The sequence below is a fragment of the Pseudomonas reactans genome, assembly GCF_013387025.1.
Taxonomy (GTDB): domain Bacteria; phylum Pseudomonadota; class Gammaproteobacteria; order Pseudomonadales; family Pseudomonadaceae; genus Aquipseudomonas; species Aquipseudomonas reactans.
This window is the reverse complement of the sequence record NZ_JACAQP010000013.1, coordinates 75,832-99,518: the sequence shown is the minus strand read 5'-3', so window position 1 is coordinate 99,518 and position 23,687 is coordinate 75,832. Positions and strand designations below refer to the sequence as shown.

The following is a 23,687-nucleotide window of genomic DNA, read 5'->3' as shown; positions in this document are numbered from 1 at the left end:
ACCCGGTTTAAACGATCACCGACACAGCCAGCGGCAGGAATACCGCCGTGGCCACGCCCATCAGACTCATCGCCAGCGCTGCAAAGGCGCCGCATTCTTCGCTTTCCTGCAGGGCCACCGAGGTGCCGACGGCGTGGGCCGTCATGCCCAGCGCCATGCCGCGCGCCTCGGGGCTGTGCACTCCCAGGCGGGACAAATACGCCGGGCCGATCATCGCGCCGATCACCCCGGTGATCAGCACAAACACCGCCGCCAACGCCGCCACGCCACCGATCTGTTCGGCCACCAGCATGGCGATCGGCGAGGTCACCGACTTGGGTGCCATGGTCATCAACATCATGTGTTCGGCACCAAACCACCAGCCCAGCAGCACACACAGGCCGGTGGCGAGCACCCCGCCTATCACCAGCGTAGTAAAAATCGGCCAGAACAATTGGCGAATGCGCCGCAGGTTCAGGTAAAGCGGCACGGCCAGGGCCACCGTCGCCGGGCCGAGCAGGATGCCCATGATCTCGGTGCTCTTGCGGTACTCGCCGTAGCTCAGGCCGCAGGTGATCAGCACGCCGATGACCAGCAGCATGGACACCAGCACCGGCTGAAGGAAGATCCAGCGGGTTTTCTCAAACCCTGCCAATACCAGTTGATAGGCGCCGAGGGTGATACCGATGCCGAATAGCGGGTGATGAATCACCGCCGTCCACGCGCCCTGCCAGTCGAAGATCATTGATCCTTCTCCTTGCGCTTGACCATCTGCTGCATCAGCACACCGACGAAGCCCATGGCAATCACCAGCGACAGCACCAGCGCACCGACAATCGCCCAGAAATCCGCCGCAATGTCCTTGGCATACACCATCACCCCCACCGCTGGAGGCACCAGCAGCAACGGCAAGTAACGCAATAGACTGCTGGCCGCCAGGCTCAAGGGCTCACCGACTTCGCCCTTCCAGATCAGGAAACCCAGCATCAGCAGCAGGCCGATGATCGGCCCCGGCAGCACCGGCAACAGCAAATGATTGATCGCCGTACCGATCAGTTGAAACAGCACCAGCCAGGTCAGGCCACGTAACAGCATCCGTTCTTCCCCCTCAAGACTCGCCCGCATTATAAGCACGCCCGCCCTATGCACCGGCATTCGCCAAAAGCATGGTGGGTTGACCGAGCCGATTGGCCATGATGATCTACATTGGTTCTCTGTAACCCAAAAAAACCAATCACTCCTTCCTTGTAGGAGCGAGCTTGCTCGCGAAGGTCGTTAACGATTACGCGGGATTTCTGGCTTAACGCGGCGCGCTTGAGTTTTTCGCGAGCAAGCTCGCTCCTACAGTGGCTGGAGAACACACCGATGAACCAAGGAGAGACGCAATGCCCTATGTACCCGTAGCGCAGCTCAAAGATTATGTCGGCAAGGAACTGGGACGTTCCGAATGGCTCACCATCGACCAGGCGCGTATCAACCTGTTCGCCGAGGCCACTGGCGATCATCAGTTCATCCACGTCGACCCGGTCAAGGCCGCGCAAACCCCGTTCGGCAGCACCATCGCCCACGGTTTCCTGTCGCTGTCGCTGATGCCCAAGCTGATGGAAGACCTGCTGATCGTGCCCGAAGGCCTGAAGATGGCGGTTAACTATGGCCTGGACAGCGTGCGTTTCATCCAGCCGGTCAAAGTGAATTCCAAGGTGCGCCTGAACGTGACGCTCAATGACGTCACCGAGAAAAAGCCCGGCCAATGGCTGCTCAAGGCCACTGCCACCCTGGAAATCGAAGGCCAGGAAAAACCGGCTTACATTGCCGAGTCGTTGTCACTCTACTTCGTGTAAGCCCGTGCCTGTGGTGGGGATATAAACCTCACCACAGTGTATGTAAATTTATGTATGAAACTCGCAGCTGCGGCATACTCGGCGCTCAATTATCCGGATCCCGCTATGCGCCCACTCGCTCCCCTCGCCCTTGCCCTGTTGCTCACCGCTTGCGGAGACGGCGAATCGCTGTTGCCGCCCGATGCGCGCCTGCCCGACGGCGGCCGTTACCGGGGCGATGTGGTCGATGGCTTGCTGCAAGGCCAGGGCCGCGTGGACTACCCCAACGGCAGTTGGTATGCCGGCCAGTTCGACAAAGGCCAGTGGCACGGCCAGGGCGAATGGCATGGCAGCAATGGCGAAGTCTATAAAGGCCAGTTCCAGCAAGGCCTGTTCGACGGCCAGGGCAGCCTCACCACGGCGGGCAGCCACTATGTCGGCGGTTTCAAGAACGGTCGACGCAACGGTGAAGGCACCCTCAAAGAAGGGCAGATGACCTACCGTGGCGAGTTCAAGGACGACCAGTATTCCGGCCTTGGTCGCCTGGAGCTGGCCGACGGCAGCCAATACCAGGGCCAGTTCGCCCACGGCAAGCCGAATGGCGAAGGCCAGCGCAACGACGACAGTGGCAACCAGTTCAGCGGCCACTTTGTCGATGGCCAGTTGGAAGGCAATGGCACGTTCAACAGCGCCGACGGCGACATCTATGTCGGCCAGTTCAAACAGAACCAACTGAACGGCAAGGGCCGCTATGAGAACGCCGACGGCGACGTGTGGATCGGCCAGTTCAAAGAAGGCGCGCTCAGCGGCAAGGGCGAATTGATCGGCGTCGACGGCAGCCACTATGTCGGCCAGTTCAGCGATTGGCGGTTCACGGGCGAAGGACGCCTGAACCTCACCGACGGCAGCTTCTATATCGGCGGTTTCGACAGCGACAGCTATCAAGGCAAAGGCACCCTGGTGCTCACCGACGGTACCGTGCAGGCCGGCACCTGGGTCAACGGCATGCGCGTGCGGGACGCCGACGGCAAACTGCTGCCCGACCCGCTGGAAATCGGCGTGCTCGCCCAGGGCCGCTTGCTCGACGCCGCCCTCGCCGCCGTGCCCGCCTCCACTCCGGCCGTGGAGCTGTACACCCTGGCCGTCGCCGGCGACGGCAAGCAGAGCGTGTTCCTGCGCGAAGCCGATTACGTCAGCAACATGCTCGCCACCCGCTTTGGCGCACGCGGGCAGATTCGCCTGGTCAACCATCGCGACCACATTGCCGACCGCCCGCTGGCCACTCGCGAAAGCCTGCGCCGCGCCGTGCAGACCCTGGCCGACCGCACCGGCCCGGAAGACCTGGTGTTTATCTACATGACCAGCCACGGCACCCACGAACACGAACTGGTGCTCGACCAACCGCGCATGGAGTTGGCCGACCTGCCCGCCGATGAGCTGGCCGCCGTGCTGGCACCGCTGAAGAACCGCGACAAAATCGTGGTGATCTCGGCCTGCTACTCCGGTGGTTTCATCCCGGCCCTGAAGGACGAGCGCACCCTGATCATGACCGCTTCCCGCGCCGACCGCGTGTCCTTCGGCTGCTCGGAAGAAGCCGACTTCACCTACTTTGGCGACGCCCTCTTCGCCCAAGCCTTCAACCAGACCGACGACTTGCAGCAAGCCTTCAAGCTGGCGCAACTGCATGTGGCCGAACGCGAGCAGGCGGACAACTTCGAAGCCTCCGAACCGCAGATCTGGGCCCCCAAGGGCGTGATCGCCCACTGGCAATTATTACGCAAACAGCAGGCACGAAAGGCGCTCGAAAGCGTCTCAATGAATAGCAAGGAAGCCAAAGGCAACTAAGCTGTAACGTGTAACAAGGGGGAAACACCATGTACCTGACACCGCAGCATATCTTGCTCGCCGGAGCCTCCGGCCTTACCGGCGAACACCTGCTCGATCGCCTGCTCAACGAACCCACCGTGACCCGCGTGCTCGCGCCCAGCCGCAAGCCATTGGCCGAACACCCGCACCTGGAAAACCCGGTGGGCGACCCGGCGGTGTTCCTGCCGCAACTGAGTGGCCAGGTGGACCTGGCCTTCTGCTGCCTGGGCACCACCCTCAAACAAGCGGGCTCCGAAGCGGCGTTTCGCGCCGTCGACCTGGACATGGTCGTGGCCTTCGCCAAACGCGCGCGGGAAATGGGGGCACGTCACCTGATCGTGATCAGCGCGATTGGCGCCGACCCGAAATCCTCGATCTTCTACAACCGCGTCAAAGGGGAAATGGAAGAGGCCTTGAAAGCCCAGGACTGGCCACAACTGACCATCGTGCGACCATCGTTGCTGTTGGGGGAACGACTGGAACCACGTTTGGCCGAACAACTGGCCGGGCCGTTGTCGAAGCTGATTCCCGGCAAATACCGCGGCATCGAAGTGTGCGAACTGGCCCGGGCCATGTGGCGCCTGGCGCTGGAAGAGCAGGATGGGGTGCGGGTGGTGGAGTCGGATGAGTTGCGCAAGCTAGGCAAATAATAGGTTTCAAATACCTGTAGGAGCGAGCTTGCTCGCGAAGAACGCACAGGCGGCGAGTTCTTCCAGGACACCCGCGTTTTCGTTAACGATCTTCGCGAGCAAGCTCGCTCCTACAAGCCGCCTGTAGCGTTGAAGCCAACGCCCAACACCGTCAACACCGACAGCGGCAACAACAAGGTATCAAGCAACGCACTCGCCGGCAGATCCACACCGGGATAAGCCGGCGCCTCGGCACCAAACCGGTCCTTGGCGCAGCAACCGCCATTCATTGCATACAAATCCAACCGCGTACCGGCATACACCACCGGCGCGCCAGGTTGCGCCGCGTCCAACGTGCGCGCCGTGGCGCAGCCCGTCAGTTGCAGCGCCAGCAGGATCAGCAGCGCCTTATTCATCACTACTCAAATGGTGTTCACCCCAACGCGGCAGCATGTCCTGGGGAATGTTCAGCAGATTGAGAATGCGCGCCACCACAAAATCCACCAGGTCATCGATGGTCTGCGGCTGATGATAAAAACCCGGCGAGGCCGGCAGAATCGTCACGCCCATGTTCGACAGCTTGAGCATGTGTTCCAGGTGAATGCTCGAATACGGCGCTTCACGGGGCACCAGGATCAACTGGCGACGCTCCTTCAAGGTCACGTCCGCTGCGCGCTCGATCAGGTTGTTGCAGGCACCCGTGGCAATCGCCGACAACGTCCCAGTGGAACACGGCACCACCACCATCGCTGCCGGCGCACCCGAGCCAGACGCCACGGGCGACATCCAGTCCTCTTTGCCATAGACCTTGATCTGCCCCGCCGCCGCACCGGTGTATTCGGTGAGGAAGGACTGCATCATCTGCACCTTGGGCGGCAGTGCCACGTCGGTCTCGGTTGCCATCACCAGTTGCGCGGCCTTGGAGATCAGGAAGTGCACCTCACGGTCTTCACGCACCAGGCAATCCAGCAGGCGCAAACCATAAGGCGCACCGGAGGCGCCGGTCATCGCCAGGGTGACGCGTTCCGGGCCACTCATTTCAGCGCCTCGGCGAGTTTGCCGTGCAGGCCGCCAAAGCCGCCGTTGCTCATGACCACCACGTGGGTGCCCGGCTTGGCCTGGTGCTTGACGTGTTCAATGATGCCTTCAATGGAGTCGCAGACGATGGACGGCACAGTGCACAGGGCAGCAATCGCCGGCAGGTCCCAGCCGAGGTTGGCCGGCGCGTACCAGACCACTTGGTCGGCATCGTTGACGCTTTCCGGCAGGCCATCGCGGTGGGCACCGAGCTTCATGGAGTTGGAGCGTGGCTCGACAATCGCGATGATCGGCGCATCACCGACACGTTTGCGCAGGCCATCCAACGTAGTCGCAATGGCCGTCGGGTGATGGGCAAAGTCGTCGTAGATAGTAATCCCATTCACGTCAGCGACTTTTTCCATACGGCGCTTCACGCTTTTGAAAGCGCTCAATGCGGCAATGCCCATGGACGGCACCACACCCACATGCCGCGCAGCCGCCAAGGTGACCAAGGCGTTGGCGACGTTGTGCTGGCCGGTCATGTCCCACTCGACGATGCCTTGAGCTTGGCCTTCGAACAGCACTTCAAACTTGGAGCCGTCTTCGCTGAGCAGCTTGACCTGCCACTGCCCACCCACGCCGGTGGTTTGCACCGGGGTCCAGCAGCCCATCTCGATCACACGCTGCAAGGCAGGTTCGGTGGTCGGGTGGATCACCAGGCCTTCACTTGGGATGGTGCGCACCAAGTGGTGGAATTGCCGCTCAATGGCTGGCAAATCGGGGAAAATGTCGGCGTGATCGAACTCCAGGTTGTTCAGGATCGCCGTGCGCGGGCGGTAGTGAACGAACTTGGAGCGCTTGTCGAAGAAGGCGCTGTCGTATTCATCAGCCTCGATCACAAAGAACGGCGTGTCGCCCAGGCGCGCCGACACCGAGAAGTTCTGCGGTACACCGCCGATCAGGAAGCCTGGGCTCATGCCCGCATGTTCCAGCACCCAGGCCAACATGCTGCTGGTGGTGGTCTTGCCGTGAGTGCCAGCGACCGCGAGTACCCAACGGCCTTGCAGTACATGGTCGGCCAGCCACTGCGGGCCGGACACATAAGGCAAACCTTTATTGAGTACGTATTCGACCGCCGGATTGCCGCGCACCATGGCGTTGCCGATCACCACCAGGTCCGGGACCGGGTCGAATTGCGATGGGTCGTAGCCTTGAGTCAGCGCAATGCCTTGGGCCTCGAGTTGCGTGCTCATGGGCGGATAGACGTTGGCGTCGGAGCCCGTAACATGATGGCCCAGCTCTTTAGCCAGAACCGCCATCGAGCCCATGAACGTGCCACAAATACCGAGAATATGAATGTGCATAGTCAACCTCGTAAAACATCGAGGCAGGTTATCGCAGGGAGGGGCAAATCGCACCTTTTATACGGCCAGGGGCCGAACGAAGAGCGCGTGGGCACTTCGCTCGGCCCTGGCGCTTTCAGACGGTGCCGTCAGCTTTATTATTGCCGTCTTTCATCGCAGCGAGAAATCGCAACCTTTCATATGCCTCAGTCATGCGCTCGAGTTTCTTTTCAATCAGATTAAGGCGTCCTTTCGGGTCGGCGGGTATCGGCTCTCCAGGCTTATAAGGTTTGAAAATCAAGCCATTTTGCCGAGTGGCCTTTTTCAGATGTTGCTCTGATAGACCGAGCAACTTTTCGAGGTTATCTAAGCGCCCGGCAGTACCGGTTGGCCAACTATCATTTTTCGTAAATACACTACTGGTATCCCCGAGCGTAAACATCACGGTGGAGGCCATCCCCAGCAACTTCATTTCAACTTCATCCACTTGTGCACTGATCGGATCTGCTGTCGACAGCATAGGCTCGCCCGACGAAGTAGAGGCTGGGGTCTTCGACTGGCTGGTGGCTCCCGGCAAAAAGGGGGGTGGTAACACCCCAGGGGCATAGGTCGCCTTGATCGTCTCCCCCGTAGCGACAGAGCCCGCGTAGGCTGCGACATTGATAGGCGCGCTGACCAGCCCTGTGATACCCGCACTGATAAACGCATCACGGGCGACACGGCTAGCGTTGGGCCCTGTAGCAATCACTCCGGACTTGACCAGGCTTTCAGCGTCGATCAATCGCTTGGTGGCCTCAGCGACGCTGATCGGCGCTTGTTTGCGTAAGCCAGCCATCAACAAATCATCATTGGCTTTGATCTTATTGGCAACGATGACTGTCTGCCCCGCTCCCTTGAACCCGTCCACCGGTGGATGCTGACCGGGCTTCGGAGAAGGACCAGCCTTGGGCAAAGATTTAGGCGGCGGCAGCGCAGGGGGTAGCGGAGGAGGCGACGGGGACCGCCGTCCAAACCTCGGAAAACCTTTCAATGCCCTTTTGGTACGATTCAGAGATCGGTCCGGGGCCTCAGAGTTATGGTCGACAGCCGGAGCTGGGGGCTCCTCTGCCGAAGTGGGCTGTACAGGAATGAAGGGAACGGTTGGTGTTGTAATTATCATCGTATTCACCCAAGTGACTTTTATTATTTGAAACACCGATTGCAGGTGCCTTAACTGAGTGAACAACTTGCGCTGAAACGTTCCTATCAAAACACCCAACACAGCGCGTAGGGCACCTCCAACTTAACAATAAAAGCGTCACATGACTGACTCTCTCAACGCATTAAAACTTACGGCGACGATCGCAGAATACCCTCTCAACTTTCCCCTGCCGCAGCGCGTGTAATCCCATGCTTACGTAACTTGCGATACAAGGTATTGCGGCTGACACCCAAGTGCTCGGCGACTTGCGTCATATGCCAGTGCTGACGTTCCAGCGTCGCCAACAGGGTTTGGCGCTCGGCGTCCTCCAGAGGCGACTTGATGACTGTTTGCACGGATGCCTGACGGAACACCGCCGGCAGATCTGACAGCCCTATCCGCCCGTCATCACATAGCGCCACCACTGTGCGCAATACCGTACGCATCTGGCGGACATTGCCGGGCCAGGCAAACGCCAGCAACGCCTGACGCGCACCGAATTCGAGGCTGACCACTTGCCCGGCGGACTCTTCTGCCAGCAGGAAGTCCAGCAACTGAGGCCTGTCACGGCGTTCGCGCAAAGGCGGCAAGCCGACCTCCAGGCCGTTAAGGCGGTAATACAGATCTTCGCGAAAACTGCCGTTCTGCACACGCTCCAGTAAATTGCGGTGAGTGGCACTGATAACTCTGACGTTGACAGCCTGGGGCTCACCACCGATCGGCACCACCAGCCTATCCTCCAGCACCCTTAAGAGACGGGTTTGCAGCGCCAAGGGCATGTCGCCGATTTCATCAAGGAACAAGGTTCCTCCATCGGCCTGTTGCAACTTGCCTTGCATGCCCTCCTTACGAGCGCCGGTAAAGCTGCCGCCGCGATAGCCAAACAGTTCGCTTTCGATCAGGCTTTCCGGGATGGCGGCGCAGTTGAGTGCGACGAACGCCTTGTCAGCTCGCTGGCTGGCCAGGTGCACCGCCTTGGCGAAGGCCTCTTTGCCGGAACCGGTTTCGCCATTGATCAACAGCGGCACATCACGTTCGAATACCCGAAGTGCCTTGCTAAAATCCTTTTGCAATGCCGGATCGCCCAGGCAGATGCCGCGGTGCGGTTGCTCAACTACAGCAGGTTTGGCAACAGGCGTTGGGACGCTGCGCACCTGGCCCCGTAAAGCCGCAAATAGCTGTCGGCCATCCCGCGTGCGCAACGGCCAACTGGCCGTGGCATTGGCGCTGGCGCGGCCGAGCAATTGATCCAGGGAGCAATCGAAAAATGCCTCTACTGGCTGCCCCTGCAACCCGTCACGCCGTTGCCCCAACAGGTTCAACGCACTCTGGTTGACCGCACAGATGCGCCCTTCTCCATCAAACGCCAGCAACCCTTCGCTGAACAACCCCACTGACTCCGCCTGCAGATGAAAACGCAGCAGCCAATGGTTTTCGAAATGACGCAGGAAGTAACAACTCTCGATCATCTTCGCCGACAGGTTCACCAGCGCCATCGTGTGGAACTGGCTTTGGCGCGACACCGCCTCCCGCGCCGAGGACACATCCAACACCGCCAGCAGATCCCCATGAGGGTCGAACACCGGGCTCGCCGAGCAGGTCAGCCCGGTATGCCGGCCACGGAAGTGTTCGTCACGATGAATGGTCAGGGATTGGCGCTCCACCAGGCAGGTGCCGATGCCATTGGTGCCTTCACAGGCCTCGCTCCAATCTGCGCCCAGCCACAACCCGGCACGCTCGAAGATCTTGCGCTCGGACGGCGCGGTGACACAGTTGAGGATCACCCCGCGCGCATCCGTGAGCAACACAGCATGCCCGGCGCCGGAGAGCTGTTGATGCAGGCTGTTCATCTCACTGCCGGCGATGTGCAGCACTTGTTGCAGGCGCTCGCGGCTTTCCAGCAAGCGACCATGTTCAAGCACCGTGGGTGCAATGGTTTGCGCAGGGTCGAGGTGGTAGTCCTCCAGGCAACGCAGCCAGGAGCGGGCGATGGATGGATCGCTGGACGGGTCGCGGCCATGCGCCACGGTAAGGACTTGCTGGGCATGGCGGCTGAAATGATCGTTGTGCATTTCTTATTATTCTCCCTGCGTGAGAACTGCCAGCATCCCCCAGCCATCCAGGCAATGCAATCCCGGGCAGACCCACCGGTCACAGGCTGTACCGTTTGTGGCACAAACTGTCACATTGCCTGTATCGAGCCTGCCACAGCAACGCCTTGCTACAAAGCCTAACCCCTTGATTTACCTTGCCAGCAAGGCGGTGGCCCAACCTTTGCTCTACGCTTTATCAAGCGCAATTTCGCTGTACTCCAATAAACATAAAAGTCAGGAGATACCCACCATGCGTTACGCACACCCCGGTACTGAAGGCGCCATCGTTTCGTTCAAGGCCAAGTACGGCAACTACATCGGCGGCGAGTTCGTTGCGCCGGTCGATGGCAACTATTTCACCAACACCTCGCCGGTCAACGGCAAGGCCATCGCCGAATTCCCGCGCTCCACGGCCAAAGACATCGACAAGGCCCTGGACGCCGCCCATGCCGCCGCCGACGCCTGGGGCAAGACCTCGGCCCAGGACCGCTCGCTGGTCCTGCTGAAAATCGCCGACCGCATCGAACAGAACCTCGAACTGCTGGCCATCACCGAAACCTGGGACAACGGCAAGGCCGTGCGTGAAACCCTCAACGCCGACATCCCACTGGCCGCCGACCACTTCCGCTACTTCGCCGGCTGCATCCGCGCCCAGGAAGGCACCAGCGCCGAAATCAACGAACACACCGCGTCGTATCACTTCCATGAACCGCTGGGCGTGGTCGGCCAGATCATCCCGTGGAACTTCCCGATCCTGATGGCCGCGTGGAAACTCGCACCGGCCCTGGCCGCCGGTAACTGCGTGGTGCTCAAGCCCGCCGAGCAAACCCCGCTGGGCATCACCGTGCTGCTGGAGGTGATCGGAGACCTGTTGCCACCTGGCGTGTTGAACGTGGTTCAAGGCTTCGGCAAAGAAGCCGGCGAAGCCCTCGCCACCAGCAAGCGCATTGCCAAGATTGCCTTCACCGGCTCGACGCCCGTCGGCTCGCACATCATGCATGCGGCGGCCGAGAACATCATTCCGTCCACCGTGGAACTGGGCGGCAAGTCGCCGAACATCTTCTTCGCCGACATCATGAAAGCCGAGCCGTCCTTTATCGAGAAAGCGGCCGAAGGCCTGGTGCTGGCGTTCTTCAACCAGGGCGAAGTGTGCACCTGCCCTTCCCGTGCGCTGGTAGAAGAGTCGATCTACGACGACTTCATGAAAGTCGTGATGAAGAAAATCGAGTCGATCAAACGCGGCGACCCGCTGGACACCGACACCATGGTCGGCGCCCAGGCGTCCGAGCAGCAGTTCGACAAGATCCTGTCCTACCTGGAAATCGCCAAAGGCGAAGGCGCACAACTGCTGACCGGCGGTAAAGTCGAGAAGCTCACCGGCGACATGGCCGGCGGCTATTACATCCAGCCGACCCTGCTCAAGGGCACCAACGAAATGCGCGTGTTCCAGGAAGAAATCTTCGGCCCGGTGGTGAGCATCACCACCTTCAAGGACGAAGCCGAAGCCCTGGCGATCGCCAACGACACCGAGTTCGGGCTGGGCGCCGGCGTGTGGACCCGCGACATTAACCGCGCCTACCGCATGGGCCGCGCGATCAAGGCGGGCCGCGTGTGGACCAACTGCTATCACCTGTACCCGGCGCATGCCGCGTTTGGTGGTTACAAGAAGTCCGGTGTGGGGCGTGAGACGCACAAGATGATGTTGGATCATTACCAGCAGACCAAGAACTTGCTGGTGAGTTACGACATTAATCCACTCGGGTTCTTCTGACCCTCTCGTGGGCACCGGTCCACCGGTGCCCGCGCCTGTTCGCGCTCAACCAAAACAATAAGAACGGACGGTACTGCTCATGCCTAGCGAACCCACTGGATCCTCCGTCGACTTCGAAAAAGTCGACTCTCAATACTTCCAACAACGCGAACTGAAAAAAGGCGCCGCCGGCTGGGTGTTGCTGGTCGGCCTCGGCGTTGCCTACGTGATCTCCGGCGACTACGCCGGTTGGAACTTCGGCCTGGCCCAGGGTGGCTGGGGCGGGATGTTCCTCGCCACATTGCTGATGGCCACCATGTACCTGTGCATGTGTTTCTCCCTGGCCGAACTGTCTTCCATGATTCCCACCGCTGGCGGCGGCTACGGCTTTGCCCGCAGCGCCTTCGGGCCGTGGGGCGGGTTCCTCACGGGCACCGCGATCCTGATCGAATACGCCATTGCCCCCGCCGCCATCGCGGTGTTTATCGGTGCGTATTGCGAGTCGCTGTTCGGTATCAGCGGCTGGATGATTTACCTGGCGTTCTACATCATCTTTATCGGCATCCACATTTTTGGTGTGGGCGAAGCCCTGAAGTTGATGTTTGTGATCACCGCCGTGGCCGCCATCGCACTGGGTGTGTTTCTGGTCGCGATGGTGCCGCATTTCAATGTCGCCAACCTGCTGGATATCCCGGTGTCCGAGGCTAAGGGAGCCAGCACCTTCTTGCCGTTTGGCTACGTGGGTGTGTGGGCGGCGATTCCCTATGCCATCTGGTTTTTCCTGGCGGTAGAAGGCGTGCCACTGGCCGCCGAAGAAACCAAGAACCCGAAACGCGACCTGCCGCGCGGCTTGATCGGCGCCATTGTGGTGCTGACCAGTTTTGCCCTGCTTATCCTCGTGATTGCACCGGGCGGCGCGGGCACCTACGCGCTGATCAAATCCGGCAACCCGCTGGTTGAAGCACTGGCATTGTCTTACGGCGGTTCCACCTGGATGGGCAGTTTCGTCAACCTGGTCGGCCTGGCGGGCCTGATCGCGAGCTTTTTCTCGATCATCTACGCCTACTCGCGGCAGATCTTCGCACTGTCCCGCGCCGGCTACCTGCCGCGCAAACTGTCCCAGACCAACAAAAGCAAGGCACCAGTACTGGCCTTGGTGATCCCCGGCATCATCGGCTTTGGCTTGTCGCTGACCGGCCAGGGTGACCTGCTGATTCTGGTGGCGGTGTTTGGCGCGACCATTTCCTACGTGCTGATGATGGCCGCGCACATCACCCTGCGCATCCGTCGCCCCAAAATGGACCGCCCGTACCGCACACCGGGCGGCATCTTTACCTCAGGCGTTGCGCTGGTGCTGGCCTGTGTGGCCGTGGTGGCGGGCTTTCTAGTGGATCCACGGGTGGTGATTGGCGCCGCGATCATCTATGGAGTATTAATTGCTTACTTTGCTTTCTACAGCCGGCATCACTTGGTAGCAGGCACGCCCGAAGAGGAATTCGCGGCGATCCAGGCCGCAGAGGCCGCCTTGCACTAACTGCCGTAAACCTCGACGCGGGCAGCCGCCCGCGTCGTCAAGGAGACACTGTATGGCAAGCTTTTCCCACGCGGTGGGTGCACAAACCTACCGCTTCGACAGCCTCAAGGACGTGATGGCCAAGGCCAGCCCCGCACGTTCCGGGGACTTCCTCGCCGGCGTCGCCGCACAGAATGACGGTGAACGGGTGGCGGCGCAGATGGCACTGGCGAATATCCCGTTGAAGCACTTCCTGCAAGAAGTGCTGATCCCCTATGAAAGCGACGAAGTCACCCGCCTGATCATCGACACCCACGACAAACAGGCGTTTGCGCCGATCAGCCACCTGACCGTGGGCGGCCTGCGCGACTGGCTGCTCAGCGATGCGGCCGACGAACATTCCCTACGCGCACTAGCGCCAGGTCTGACGCCAGAGATGGCCGCCGCCGTGTCCAAGATCATGCGCGTACAGGACCTGGTGCTGGTCGCGCAGAAGATCCGCGTGGTCACGCAGTTTCGCGGCACCATGGGCCTTCGCGGGCGCTTATCCACACGCCTACAACCGAACCATCCTACAGACGAACCGGCCGGTATCGCCGCGAGCATTCTGGATGGCCTGTTGTACGGCAATGGCGACGCCATGATCGGCATCAACCCGGCCACCGACAGCATCGCCTCGATCTGCGCCATGCTGGAGATGCTCGACGCGATCATCCAGCGCTATGAGATTCCGACCCAGGCCTGCGTACTGACCCACGTCACCACCTCCATCGAGGCGATCAACCGTGGCGTGCCGCTGGACCTGGTGTTCCAATCTATTGCCGGCACCGAGGCGGCCAACGCCAGTTTCGGCATCAACCTGAGCGTGCTGCAGGAAGGTTACGAAGCAGGGTTGAGCCTCAATCGCGGCACCTTGGGCCAGAACTTGATGTATTTCGAGACCGGCCAGGGCAGCGCCTTGTCGGCCAACGCGCACTTTGGCGTCGACCAGCAAACCTGCGAGACCCGCGCCTACGCGGTAGCCCGACATTTCAAACCGTTTCTGGTGAATACCGTCGTAGGATTTATTGGCCCCGAGTACTTGTACAACGGCAAGCAGATCATCCGCGCCGGCCTCGAAGACCACTTCTGCGGCAAGCTGCTCGGCGTGCCCATGGGTTGTGACATCTGCTACACCAACCACGCAGAAGCCGACCAAGACGACATGGACACCCTGCTGACCCTGCTGGGCGTGGCCGGGATCAACTTCATCATGGGCATCCCCGGCTCCGACGACATCATGCTCAACTACCAGACCACTTCGTTCCACGACGCGCTGTACGCCCGGCAAACATTGGGTTTAAAACCGGCGCCGGAGTTTGAACAGTGGCTGGCAAAAATGGGCATCTTCACGCAAGCCGACGGCAAGGTGCACTTCGGCAACAGCCTGCCACCGGCCTTTCGCCAAGCCTTGGCGCAACTGGGATGAAGGAGCCGCCCGTGCAACTCGACCTGCCTGACAACCCCTGGCTGGAACTGCGCCGCCTGACCCCGGCGCGCATCGCCCTGGGCCGAACCGGCACCAGCATTCCCACCAATGCGCAGCTGGATTTTCAATTTGCCCACGCCCAGGCGCGGGACGCGGTGCATTTACCTTTTGACCATGCGGGCCTCAGCAGCGAGCTGGCCGAGCGCGGGCGTGAAAGTCTGTTGCTGCACAGCGCTGCAACTGACCGTCACATGTACTTGCAACGCCCGGACCTGGGACGGCGCTTGAGCGATGAGTCTGCCCAGTTATTGCGCCATCATGCATCGGCCAACCCCGGCGGCGTGGACCTGGCAATCGTGGTAGCTGATGGTCTGTCGGCACTGGCCGTGCATAAACATACCTTGCCGTTTTTGGCACGCCTGGAAGAACAGAGCCGCGCAGACGGCTGGTCCTTGTCGCCGGTCATCCTGGTGGAACAGGGCCGCGTGGCGGTGGCAGATGAAGTGGGCCAGTTACTCGGCGCCAAGATGACCGTCATTCTGATCGGCGAACGGCCGGGGCTCAGTTCACCGGACAGCCTGGGGCTGTACTTCACCTACAACCCCAAGGTCGGCCTCACCGACGCCTATCGCAATTGCATCTCCAATGTGCGCCTGGAAGGCCTGAGCTATGGCATGGCGGCCCATCGTTTGCTGTACTTGATGCGAGAGGCGTGTCGTCGGCAACTGTCGGGGGTCAATCTCAAGGACGAGGCGCAGGTTCAGACCATCGAATCCGATGATCCGGACCTGATGAAAGGCAATTTCCTGCTCAGCTCACCGGATGACTGATCGCTGCACGATTGCGCTTTTTCGCGCCATTAGGCAGCATCGAGTCACGGCCGCTTGTGTGGTCATACCCCATTTGGAAGTTGAGGCCTGGCATGCGGATTACTCAAGCGACCCTGGAACACCTGGACCTGCTGACCCCGTTGTTCGTCAAATACCGCGAGTTCTACGGGGCCTTGCCCTTCCCGGATTCATCGCGGGACTTCCTGGAAAAGCGCCTGCGCCGCAAGGAATCGGTGATTTACCTGGCTCTGGCGGATGATGACGACAAGAAGTTACTCGGCTTTTGCCAGCTGTACCCGAGCTTTTCGTCGCTGTCGCTTAAACGGGTGTGGATTCTCAATGACATCTATGTGGCCGAAGATGCACGCCGGCAACTAGTCGCGGATAACCTGATGCGCACGGCGAAGAAAATGGCCAAGGAGACCCACGCGGTGAGGTTGCGGGTATCGACCAGCAGCGACAATGAAGTGGCGCAGAAGACCTACGAGTCGATTGGGTTTCGCGAAGATACGGAGTTCAAGAACTACGTATTGCCGATCAGCGAGGACTGACCAAGAGGCGCCTCCCACCTGAGCTGGCTTGTTGTGGCGAGCGGGCTTGCCCCGCGTTGGGCCGCGGAGCGGCCCTAAAGAAGGCGCCGCGGTCTATCAGACAAAACGCATCGCTTGGTTTGGGGCTGCTTCGCAGCCCAACGCGGGGCAAGCCCGCTCGCCACAGAAAGCTCGTTCCCCTATCCTGCTAGCCACGACATCCCCCGCTACAAAACCAACACGCTTTTCACCTCTCAATCCGTATAATGCGGACCTTTCAGGGTTGTAAGAATTGCGGCATACACTTGTAGCCTTATTACCCGAGCTTCCGCACAGGCCTGCTGAGCCGGGCCATTCACACAGGTGCCATCCATGGATTTCAACCCGCTCGACCTTATCCTGCATCTCGACGTCTACCTCGACCTGCTGGTAACCAATTACGGTCCGTGGATCTACGCCATTCTATTTCTGGTCATCTTTTGCGAAACCGGCCTGGTGGTCATGCCGTTCCTGCCGGGTGATTCGTTGCTGTTCATCGCTGGCGCCGTGGCCGCAGGTGGCGGCATGGACCCGGTGCTGCTCGGTGGTCTGTTAATGCTGGCGGCGATCCTGGGCGACAGCACCAACTACGTAATCGGACGAACGGCAGGAGAACGCTTGTTCAGCAACCCGAACTCGAAAATCTTCCGCCGTGACTACCTGCAAAAGACCCACGACTTCTACGACAAGCACGGCGGCAAAACCGTGACCCTGGCGCGCTTCCTGCCGATCCTGCGCACCTTCGCGCCGTTCGTGGCCGGTATCGCCAAGATGCCTTACCCGCGCTTCTTCGGCTTCAGCGTATTCGGCACCATCCTGTGGGTCGGTGGCCTGGTGACCCTGGGTTACTTCTTCGGCAACGTGCCCTTTATCAAGAAAAACCTGTCGCTGCTGGTGGTGTTCATCATCCTGCTGTCACTGGTTCCGATGATCATTGGTGTGTTCCGCAGCCGCTTTGGCCGCACGTCCTCCGAAGCCAAGCCGCAGTAACCTGCTGTGTGGTCCCTCAGCGCCTGGCGTCGCCGGCGCTTGCTGGCCAAGCACCCGATTGCCGATGACACCTGGCAGCGGGTGCGCCACCACCTGACGTTCCTCGACGGCATCAGCGCCGAGCAGGACCAGTGGCTGCGCGAAGCTTGCGTGGTATTCCTTGCCGAAAAGCACCTGACCGCCCTGCCCGGCGTCGAACTGCATCAGGAACAACGCCTGCTGCTCGCCGCCCAGGCGCAATTGCCGCTGATGAACCTCGGCGACCTCGACTGGTATCAGGGCTTCCATGAAATCGTGCTGTACCCCGACGACTTCGTCAGCCCGCAGCGCCATCGCGACAGCAGCGGTATCGAGCACGAATGGGACGGTGAGCACAGCGGTGAAGCCTGGCAACAAGGCCCGGTGATCCTCGCCTGGCCCGGCGTGCTGGCCAGCGGCAACTGGGAAGGCTACAACCTGGTTATCCATGAGTTGGCGCACAAGCTCGACATGCTCAACGGCGACGCCAACGGCCTGCCGCCGCTGCACAACGACATGCGCGTGCAGGAATGGGCCAGCGTGATGCAGAGCGCCTACGACGACCTCAACCGCCAGTTGGACGCCAACCCGGACGCCGAGACTGAGATCGACCCCTACGCCGCCGAAAACCCGGCTGAATTCTTTGCCGTCACCAGCGAATATTTTTTCAGCGCCCCGGATTTGCTGGTCAGCCATTATCCCCAGGTGTACGCGCAACTCAGCCGCTTTTATCGCCAGGATCCGCTGGCCCGCCTCACCCAACTGCAAGCCAGCGACCCGCGCTACCAGCCACAAGGCGAATGACCGTACGACGTCTGGCGCATGGCATCGGCGTCAGAATGTGCCTATAATCGCCGCCACTTTTAGGCCAATCCGGCCATGTTTAATGGCCAATTAACGGGGGCAACGCCCAATGAGCTACAGCAAGATTCCGGCTGGCAAAGACCTGCCGAACGACATCTACGTCGCCATCGAGATTCCGGCCAACCACGCGCCGATCAAATACGAAATCGACAAAGACAGCGACTGCCTGTTCGTTGACCGTTTCATGGCCACCCCGATGTTCTACCCGGCCAACTACGGTTTCATCCCTAACACCCTGGCCGACGACGGTGACCCCCTCGACGTGCTGGTCGTAACCCCTTACCCGGTTACCCCTGGCTCGGTAATCCGCGCACGTCCAGTCGGCATCCTGAACATGACCGACGACGGCGGCGGCGATGCCAAAGTCATCGCAGTGCCACACGACAAGCTGTCCCAGCTGTACGTGGACGTGAAGGAATACACCGACCTGCCGCCGCTGTTGCTGGAGCAGATCAAACACTTCTTCGAGAACTACAAAGACCTCGAAAAAGGCAAATGGGTGAAGATCGACGGTTGGGGCAACGCAGACGCCGCCCGCGCCGAGATCCTGAAGTCGGTCGCTGCCTACAAAGGCTGATACCCGCTCCTCATTGCCTCGGCAATTGAAAAAGCCCCGATCATTCGGGGCTTTTTTTGTGGGAAAAACTAAACGACAAGTTCAATTATTTATAGAAATTGTTTAATTTTAGTTTTAATCCGATGTATCAGGCTACAACTAAGCAAAGACCTACATGACCAACTCAACGCATGGTTTATTTGATCTGTTTTCCCGGTCAGTAAGCTTTGTGTTTATGAATACATCAGGTGATCGTTTAAAAGCGCTACTGCGGGAAGTCCATCTTTCCGCCTCCGACTTCGCCAAGAACCGCGGCGTCACGCCTCAACACGTGAACAACTGGTTCAAGCGCGGTGTACCCATGGGCCGACTCAACGAGATCGCAGAACTGCTGTGCATCTCCAGCCGTTGGCTGCGCACCGGCGAAGGCCCCAAACACCCACCGGCCAACTTCCTGCTGGAAGGCCCGACTACCCGAAAAGGACTGCCCACCACCCGCGAAGGAAGCGGCAAATACCTCACAGGCCCCGCCTGTCATCCAGAAAAAATCGACGTGGAGATCGACCTCCACCCCTCGTTCACCTCCACCGAACGCATCCGCGTCACCCTGCACACCCTGCAAGCCCTCACCGTCAACCCCGACCGCGCCCTGGGCGCCTACATGGTCGACAACAGCATGATCGACATCATCCAACAAGGCGCCACCCTCGCCATCGACCGAGGCCGCACCCAAATCATCGACGGCGAAATCTACGCCGTTGAACACGACGGCATGCTGCGCATCAAATACCTCTACAACCGACCCGGCGGCGGATTGCGCATGCGTAGCCACAATGCCAACGAGCATCCGGACGAGTACCTGACGTACGAACAACGGTTTGAGCAGAACTTCCAGATTGTGGGGTGGGTGTTCTGGTGGTCCACGTTGAATAACCGCCGCCCGCCTGTGCCGCTGGATGAGCATCTATTGGGCTGGGAAGGCTCTAAATCGGATCCGGAGGTGGGCAACTGAGGTGAATGTGGGTATCATGCGCCGCACATTTGGCAGGGGGTGGCTTTAGGCTATTCACCCTGCTCGGCGATGCGGAGGAGTTCCCGCTGATGCCCCTACTATTCAGCCCGACGCAATGTGGGCTGAGCGATTTGAAGGCTGGTGAGGCTTGTCAAAAACAAGCTGAAGCAGTCCCCGAGAAGCCGGCCACAAGCCGGCTTTTTAATGTCTTTTGAAAGCCAAACATCCGTTTTTATAGGCAAGTGGCACATCCTTGGTGAGGTGGAGTCTCGCGACTCTACCACCGTCGCACGCCACTCTGGCGAGTAGCGCAATTGGGCAACAGGCTGCTGCACAATTTGGATGGGATGATTGATATGTCGCCAATAGCAACATGAAAGAACGACGTGTCGCAAAAAGCGGCAAATGACGACATAAGGCAATACGTAAACATGCAGGTCGGGACGGCATTTGATCAGCACATTGCTGATCAATTGCCCAATCTCAAATCACTTCAACTGCAAACACTCCACAGCCCGATCCGCCACCATCTTCGCCATCTCCACCAAATGCATCACCGCCCTCTGCGGCGCACCCAGCGGTTCCCCAAGCACTTGCGACGTCGCCACCGCACACTGAAGCAGCTCAGCCACACGTACCCAGGCATCCTCAAAGCTCAGTTCTTCATTAACGACAAATGGGTTGGTTGCACGCGAAGAGCGCGAATCCGAACAAACGTTATCCATAGCAAAACCTCTAGCGGTAAGTGAATACCACCGTCCTTTCGCGACTAAACGGGCAGAGGTGGCGGCTGTACGCAGGTTAGTCGACCGGCCGCTAGGCACCGGCGCACCCGGAGGTGCCCTGCGCACAGCCACCATAAAGTGCAGGTGAGAAGACACCTGTCTTTGGGATGGCGCGTGCGCCTAGCAAGGTCCGGGCGACTAAACCCGATCACTGAATAAGCAGTGACGATCCGCAGCCTAGTCACGCACTCCCGCTGGCGCAATGCGGTTGGGATTCTCTCGGAAACGTCCTTCAAATGAAAGGGACGGGTATTGCTGGCCCTTCAGCCATTGTCACCTCTGAGTTGACGGTATTACCGGTTTCACCCGATTTACCCCCCAGCCTCCACCCATTAATCTGTGCCCATGTTGAACGCAACGCCCCACCAACCTAAACAAAAAAGGATTCAACCATGAGCACTGCAACCTACAACCGCCTCAACAAAGACGACGCCATTGTTCTGCTGGTCGACCACCAGACCGGCCTGATTTCCCTGGTGCAGGACTTCTCGCCCAACGAGTTCAAGAACAACGTGCTGGCCCTGGCCGACTTGGCCAAGTTTTTCAACCTGCCGACCATCCTCACCACCAGCTTCGAGCAAGGCCCGAATGGCCCGCTGGTGCCAGAGCTGAAAGAGATGTTCCCGGACGCGCCCTACATCGCCCGCCCAGGCCAGATCAATGCGTGGGACAACGAAGATTTCGTCAAGGCGATCAAGGCCACTGGTCGTAAGCAGATCATCATTGCGGGCGTGGTGACGGATGTGTGCGTGGCGTTCCCGACCTTGTCGGCGCTGGCGGAAGGGTTTGAGGTGTTTGTGGTGACCGATGCATCGGGCACATTCAATACCACGGTGCAGCAGGCGGCGTGGAGCCGGATGACGCAAGCGGGTGCGCAGTTGATGAACTGGTTCTCGGTGGCGTGTGAGTTGCACCGCGACTGGCGCAACGATATCGAAGGCCTGGGGAATCTGTTATCCCAGCGCATTCCCAACTATCGCAACTTGATGAATGGTTACTCGGCGTTGACGGCGCGTAAGGACTAACTCAACCGCTGCACGCACTAAGCCTGCCTTAAAACGCAGGCTTTTTTGGTTAACTAGCAATGCGCCATTAGCACACTCGCCCTAATTGTGACGCCACCGCCTCACCACTAAAGTCCTTCGCTTATTTCGAGCTTCAAGGAAGGACGCTATTGAATACCTTAACCAAAGTCGGGCGCTGCCTGGCACTGCTGCCAGTCCTGCTGATCAGCACACCGTCGGTAGTGGCCGATGAAGAAACACCGATCGGCGACTGGTCGATCATCTACGGCAGCGGCCGCGCCCATAAAAATGTGATGTATGTGGCCGACCGTACCTCCGTGGTGCCGTCGAACCACAACAAGGGAGCGAAGCTGGTGGCCGTCACGGTGGTGTATGAAGAACCGGGCAAGCCGATGATCGATGCGTACAACATCGAGGTGCAGTGCTCCACGCGCAAGCTGCGCTTTCTTAACGGCCAGTCGGTTGCACCGTTTTCCTACACCCTTACGCACTTGAAAGTCTCCAACACGTGGCAGACGCCGAAGGAGTTCTGGCTCGACCGCACGCTCGCGTATGTCTGCGAACCGGGCAAGAGCAAGGACACCATCGCCATGGGCAAGATGACCCATTTGCAGATGATCCAGACCACAAAGGCCATGTTCGATCAGTTGGGGCCGACTCAGGAGAAGAGCCAGATGATCGATGACCTCGACGACATGCTGGGCAACAAGCGCTGAGCAACACTCACCTACAAGAAGGACTCACGATGCCTACATGGACAAGGCTGTTGCTGGCTGGGCTTTTGTTGCCCGCCGTGCTGTTTATCAACGGGTGCCACCTGATTGCACAATCGCGCTGGGAAGGCCGGGACGTGCAAGAGGCGTTGGATTTATTCGGCAAGCCCGACTCGATGAAGAAGCAGAATGCGCCCAATGGCGACACGCAGGTGGTGATGACCTGGCACAAGTCCTCTTCATGGACGACCACCGAAGCCGCCGGGACTTCAATGAATCACACCGGGAACGGGATGGTGTATACGGAGTATTACCAGCAAGTCGGGCACAGTTCGGATTGCAAGCTGGAAGCCACGGTGGATAAGACGAAGAAGATCGTGCTGTTCAGGATAGAAGATGGCCGGATTCTGCATGGCAAGTGCCTGAATGTGCCATTTGTGCCGGGGTATATTCCTCCGGGGTTTTGAGGCTGTCAGTCGGTTTTAACCCGCCAGCTCCCGCTCGATCTGCTCGATGCTTGGCAGGCTGGTTCGCAGCTCTGCGGGCAACGACTCAACCAGTTGATATTCCGCTAGACCAATCGGTCGATTGTTATCGCGCAGCGCATATTCGGCGACGACTTCGTTCTTGCTCTTGCACAACAGCAGGCCGATGGTGGGCCCATCTTGCGGATGTTTAAGCTGGGCATCGACGGCAGCCAGATAAAAGCTCAGCTTCCCCAGGTGCTCGGGCTTGAACTTGCCCGCTTTCAGTTCGATGACCACGTAGCAGCGTAGCTTCACGTGATAGAACAGCAGGTCGACAAAGAACTCATCGCCCCCGACATCCAGCAGCACTTGCTGGCCGACAAAGGCGAAACCGGCGCCCAGCTCCAAGAGAAAGTCGGTGACGTGCTTGATCAAGGCGTTTTCTATGTCGCGCTCCTGCGCGTCCAGGGCCAGGCTGAGGAAGTCAAAATGGTAAGGGTCTTTCAGCGACTCGCGCGCCAGGTCGGATTGCGGTTTGGGCAAGTGGGTCTCGAAGTTGCTGACCGCCTTGCCACTGCGCTCCAACAAGCGGTTTTCGATTTGCATCACCAGCGAGTTACGCGACCAGTTGTTCTCTATCGCCTGGGTGATGTACCAGCGGCGGGTTTCGGGGCCGGGGAGTTTGTCGAGCAACACCACATTGTGGCCCCAAGGCAATTGTGCAGCAGCCTGTTGCACAAATTCAGCATCTGGCCACGCCTCGGCAAAAGCACGCATGTACTTGAGATTACGCGGCGAAAAACCCTTCATTCGGGGAAAGGCCGCACGCAAATCCTGGGCAAGTCGATCAATGACTTTGCTACCCCAACCCTGCTCCGCCTGGCGGGTCAAAATGTCGTGGCCAATCTGCCAATAGAGCAGCACCAATTCCCGATTCACCGCCAGTGTTGCGCGCTGCTGCGCCGCATGAATGCGGCCTTTCAGGTCGGTCAGCCAGTCACTGTAGCCCGCTGGTGGTGCGGTCAAGCCGATACAGGGTTCGCTCATGCCATTTCACTCTGGAGTTTTGAGGCAGGCTAGTCAGGCGCATTGACGGTCACAAGGGGCGAAGGTCGTTCCAGGAAGGACCCTTCAACAACCACAGAAACGTCCTGCTGGCCATTGCGGACTACTGACTTGACTCTCCCCTATACAGCA

At 59.6% G+C, this 23,687-nt stretch carries 24 protein-coding genes; 15 read left to right on the top strand and 9 right to left on the bottom strand.

What is annotated here, in order from left to right; all coding sequences use genetic code 11:
* Positions 1-7: 7 nt before the first annotated feature.
* On the bottom strand, positions 8-724 hold the full coding sequence (locus tag HX793_RS15585; protein ID WP_016978576.1) for an LrgB family protein: 717 nt from the start codon (positions 722-724) through the stop codon (positions 8-10).
* Positions 721-1,074: a CidA/LrgA family protein gene (locus tag HX793_RS15580; RefSeq protein ID WP_016978575.1), complete on the bottom strand. Its 354-nt coding sequence runs from the start codon at positions 1,072-1,074 to the stop codon at positions 721-723. The genes HX793_RS15585 and HX793_RS15580 overlap by 4 nt, the downstream gene beginning before the upstream one ends.
* A gap of 290 nt (positions 1,075-1,364) precedes the next feature.
* Between HX793_RS15580 and HX793_RS15575 the strand changes: the two genes are divergently transcribed.
* The 3 genes from HX793_RS15575 (at position 1,365) to HX793_RS15565 (ending at position 4,315) form a co-directional block, all read left to right on the top strand.
* Positions 1,365-1,820 carry a MaoC family dehydratase gene (locus tag HX793_RS15575; RefSeq protein WP_010206803.1) on the top strand — a complete coding sequence of 152 codons (456 nt, stop codon included), beginning with the start codon at positions 1,365-1,367 and terminating at the stop codon, positions 1,818-1,820.
* A gap of 105 nt (positions 1,821-1,925) precedes the next feature.
* Positions 1,926-3,644 (top strand): C13 family peptidase, encoded by a 1,719-nt coding sequence (locus tag HX793_RS15570; RefSeq protein WP_177004231.1) that lies wholly within the window; start codon positions 1,926-1,928, stop codon positions 3,642-3,644.
* A 29-nt stretch (positions 3,645-3,673) separates the two neighbouring features.
* On the top strand, positions 3,674-4,315 hold the full coding sequence (locus tag HX793_RS15565; protein WP_095013656.1) for an oxidoreductase: 642 nt from the start codon (positions 3,674-3,676) through the stop codon (positions 4,313-4,315).
* 110 nt (positions 4,316-4,425) lie between these two features.
* Here HX793_RS15565 and HX793_RS15560 read toward each other — a convergent pair whose 3' ends face one another.
* The 5 genes from HX793_RS15560 to HX793_RS15540 all read right to left on the bottom strand — a co-directional run bounded on the left by HX793_RS15560 (position 4,426) and on the right by HX793_RS15540 (position 9,909).
* Entirely contained in the window at positions 4,426-4,710 is a 285-nt protein-coding gene (locus HX793_RS15560; protein WP_016978571.1) for a YceK/YidQ family lipoprotein, read from the bottom strand.
* Positions 4,703-5,332, bottom strand: coding sequence for a flavin prenyltransferase UbiX (gene ubiX / locus HX793_RS15555; protein ID WP_016978570.1), 630 nt, complete (start codon positions 5,330-5,332; stop codon positions 4,703-4,705). Before ubiX ends, HX793_RS15560 begins: the two co-directional genes overlap by 8 nt.
* The gene (gene mpl / locus HX793_RS15550) at positions 5,329-6,678 is read right to left on the bottom strand and encodes a UDP-N-acetylmuramate:L-alanyl-gamma-D-glutamyl-meso-diaminopimelate ligase (RefSeq protein WP_177053689.1); all 1,350 of its coding nucleotides are present in this window, start codon (positions 6,676-6,678) and stop codon (positions 5,329-5,331) included. Before mpl ends, ubiX begins: the two co-directional genes overlap by 4 nt.
* Before the next feature lie 115 nt (positions 6,679-6,793).
* Complete coding sequence (locus HX793_RS15545) at positions 6,794-7,564, bottom strand: hypothetical protein (RefSeq protein WP_177053690.1); 771 nt, start codon at positions 7,562-7,564, stop codon at positions 6,794-6,796.
* Between the two features lie 449 nt (positions 7,565-8,013).
* On the bottom strand, positions 8,014-9,909 hold the full coding sequence (locus tag HX793_RS15540; protein ID WP_177053691.1) for a sigma-54-dependent Fis family transcriptional regulator: 1,896 nt from the start codon (positions 9,907-9,909) through the stop codon (positions 8,014-8,016).
* A 271-nt stretch (positions 9,910-10,180) separates the two neighbouring features.
* Here HX793_RS15540 and exaC point away from each other — a divergent pair, with 271 nt between their 5' ends.
* The 9 genes from exaC to HX793_RS15495 all read left to right on the top strand — a co-directional run bounded on the left by exaC (position 10,181) and on the right by HX793_RS15495 (position 19,500).
* Entirely contained in the window at positions 10,181-11,701 is a 1,521-nt protein-coding gene (gene exaC / locus HX793_RS15535; protein WP_016978566.1) for an acetaldehyde dehydrogenase ExaC, read from the top strand.
* 79 nt (positions 11,702-11,780) lie between these two features.
* The gene (gene eat / locus HX793_RS15530) at positions 11,781-13,214 is read left to right on the top strand and encodes an ethanolamine permease (protein WP_177095301.1); all 1,434 of its coding nucleotides are present in this window, start codon (positions 11,781-11,783) and stop codon (positions 13,212-13,214) included.
* Positions 13,215-13,266: 52 nt separating this feature from the next.
* Positions 13,267-14,661 carry an ethanolamine ammonia-lyase subunit EutB gene (locus tag HX793_RS15525; protein WP_016978564.1) on the top strand — a complete coding sequence of 465 codons (1,395 nt, stop codon included), beginning with the start codon at positions 13,267-13,269 and terminating at the stop codon, positions 14,659-14,661.
* Positions 14,658-15,491: an ethanolamine ammonia-lyase subunit EutC gene (gene eutC / locus HX793_RS15520; protein WP_016978563.1), complete on the top strand. Its 834-nt coding sequence runs from the start codon at positions 14,658-14,660 to the stop codon at positions 15,489-15,491. The genes HX793_RS15525 and eutC overlap by 4 nt, the downstream gene beginning before the upstream one ends.
* A 92-nt stretch (positions 15,492-15,583) precedes the next feature.
* Complete coding sequence (locus HX793_RS15515; protein ID WP_016978562.1) at positions 15,584-16,042, top strand: GNAT family N-acetyltransferase; 459 nt, start codon at positions 15,584-15,586, stop codon at positions 16,040-16,042.
* Between the two features lie 351 nt (positions 16,043-16,393).
* Entirely contained in the window at positions 16,394-17,050 is a 657-nt protein-coding gene (locus tag HX793_RS15510) for a DedA family protein (RefSeq protein WP_016978561.1), read from the top strand.
* A gap of 6 nt (positions 17,051-17,056) precedes the next feature.
* Positions 17,057-17,872 carry a M90 family metallopeptidase gene (locus HX793_RS15505; RefSeq protein ID WP_016978560.1) on the top strand — a complete coding sequence of 272 codons (816 nt, stop codon included), beginning with the start codon at positions 17,057-17,059 and terminating at the stop codon, positions 17,870-17,872.
* Between the two features lie 109 nt (positions 17,873-17,981).
* Positions 17,982-18,509 (top strand): inorganic diphosphatase, encoded by a 528-nt coding sequence (gene ppa, locus HX793_RS15500; RefSeq protein ID WP_003219382.1) that lies wholly within the window; start codon positions 17,982-17,984, stop codon positions 18,507-18,509.
* A gap of 214 nt (positions 18,510-18,723) precedes the next feature.
* A complete protein-coding gene (locus HX793_RS15495; protein ID WP_177059114.1) occupies positions 18,724-19,500 on the top strand; it encodes a LexA family transcriptional regulator in 777 nt (258 codons plus the stop codon).
* A gap of 488 nt (positions 19,501-19,988) precedes the next feature.
* Here HX793_RS15495 and HX793_RS31300 read toward each other — a convergent pair whose 3' ends face one another.
* Entirely contained in the window at positions 19,989-20,225 is a 237-nt protein-coding gene (locus HX793_RS31300; RefSeq protein WP_177059113.1) for a hypothetical protein, read from the bottom strand.
* Between the two features lie 452 nt (positions 20,226-20,677).
* Between HX793_RS31300 and ycaC the strand changes: the two genes are divergently transcribed.
* The 3 genes from ycaC (at position 20,678) to HX793_RS15480 (ending at position 22,490) form a co-directional block, all read left to right on the top strand.
* Positions 20,678-21,310 (top strand): isochorismate family cysteine hydrolase YcaC, encoded by a 633-nt coding sequence (ycaC, locus tag HX793_RS15490; RefSeq protein ID WP_016978556.1) that lies wholly within the window; start codon positions 20,678-20,680, stop codon positions 21,308-21,310.
* Between the two features lie 149 nt (positions 21,311-21,459).
* The gene (locus HX793_RS15485) at positions 21,460-22,026 is read left to right on the top strand and encodes a hypothetical protein (RefSeq protein ID WP_177059112.1); all 567 of its coding nucleotides are present in this window, start codon (positions 21,460-21,462) and stop codon (positions 22,024-22,026) included.
* Between the two features lie 29 nt (positions 22,027-22,055).
* On the top strand, positions 22,056-22,490 hold the full coding sequence (locus tag HX793_RS15480) for a hypothetical protein (RefSeq protein ID WP_016978554.1): 435 nt from the start codon (positions 22,056-22,058) through the stop codon (positions 22,488-22,490).
* A gap of 15 nt (positions 22,491-22,505) precedes the next feature.
* On the opposite strand, the gene HX793_RS15475 is transcribed toward HX793_RS15480, so the two are convergent.
* Positions 22,506-23,537: a PDDEXK nuclease domain-containing protein gene (locus tag HX793_RS15475; protein ID WP_177059111.1), complete on the bottom strand. Its 1,032-nt coding sequence runs from the start codon at positions 23,535-23,537 to the stop codon at positions 22,506-22,508.
* Between the last annotated feature and the right edge of the window lie 150 nt (positions 23,538-23,687).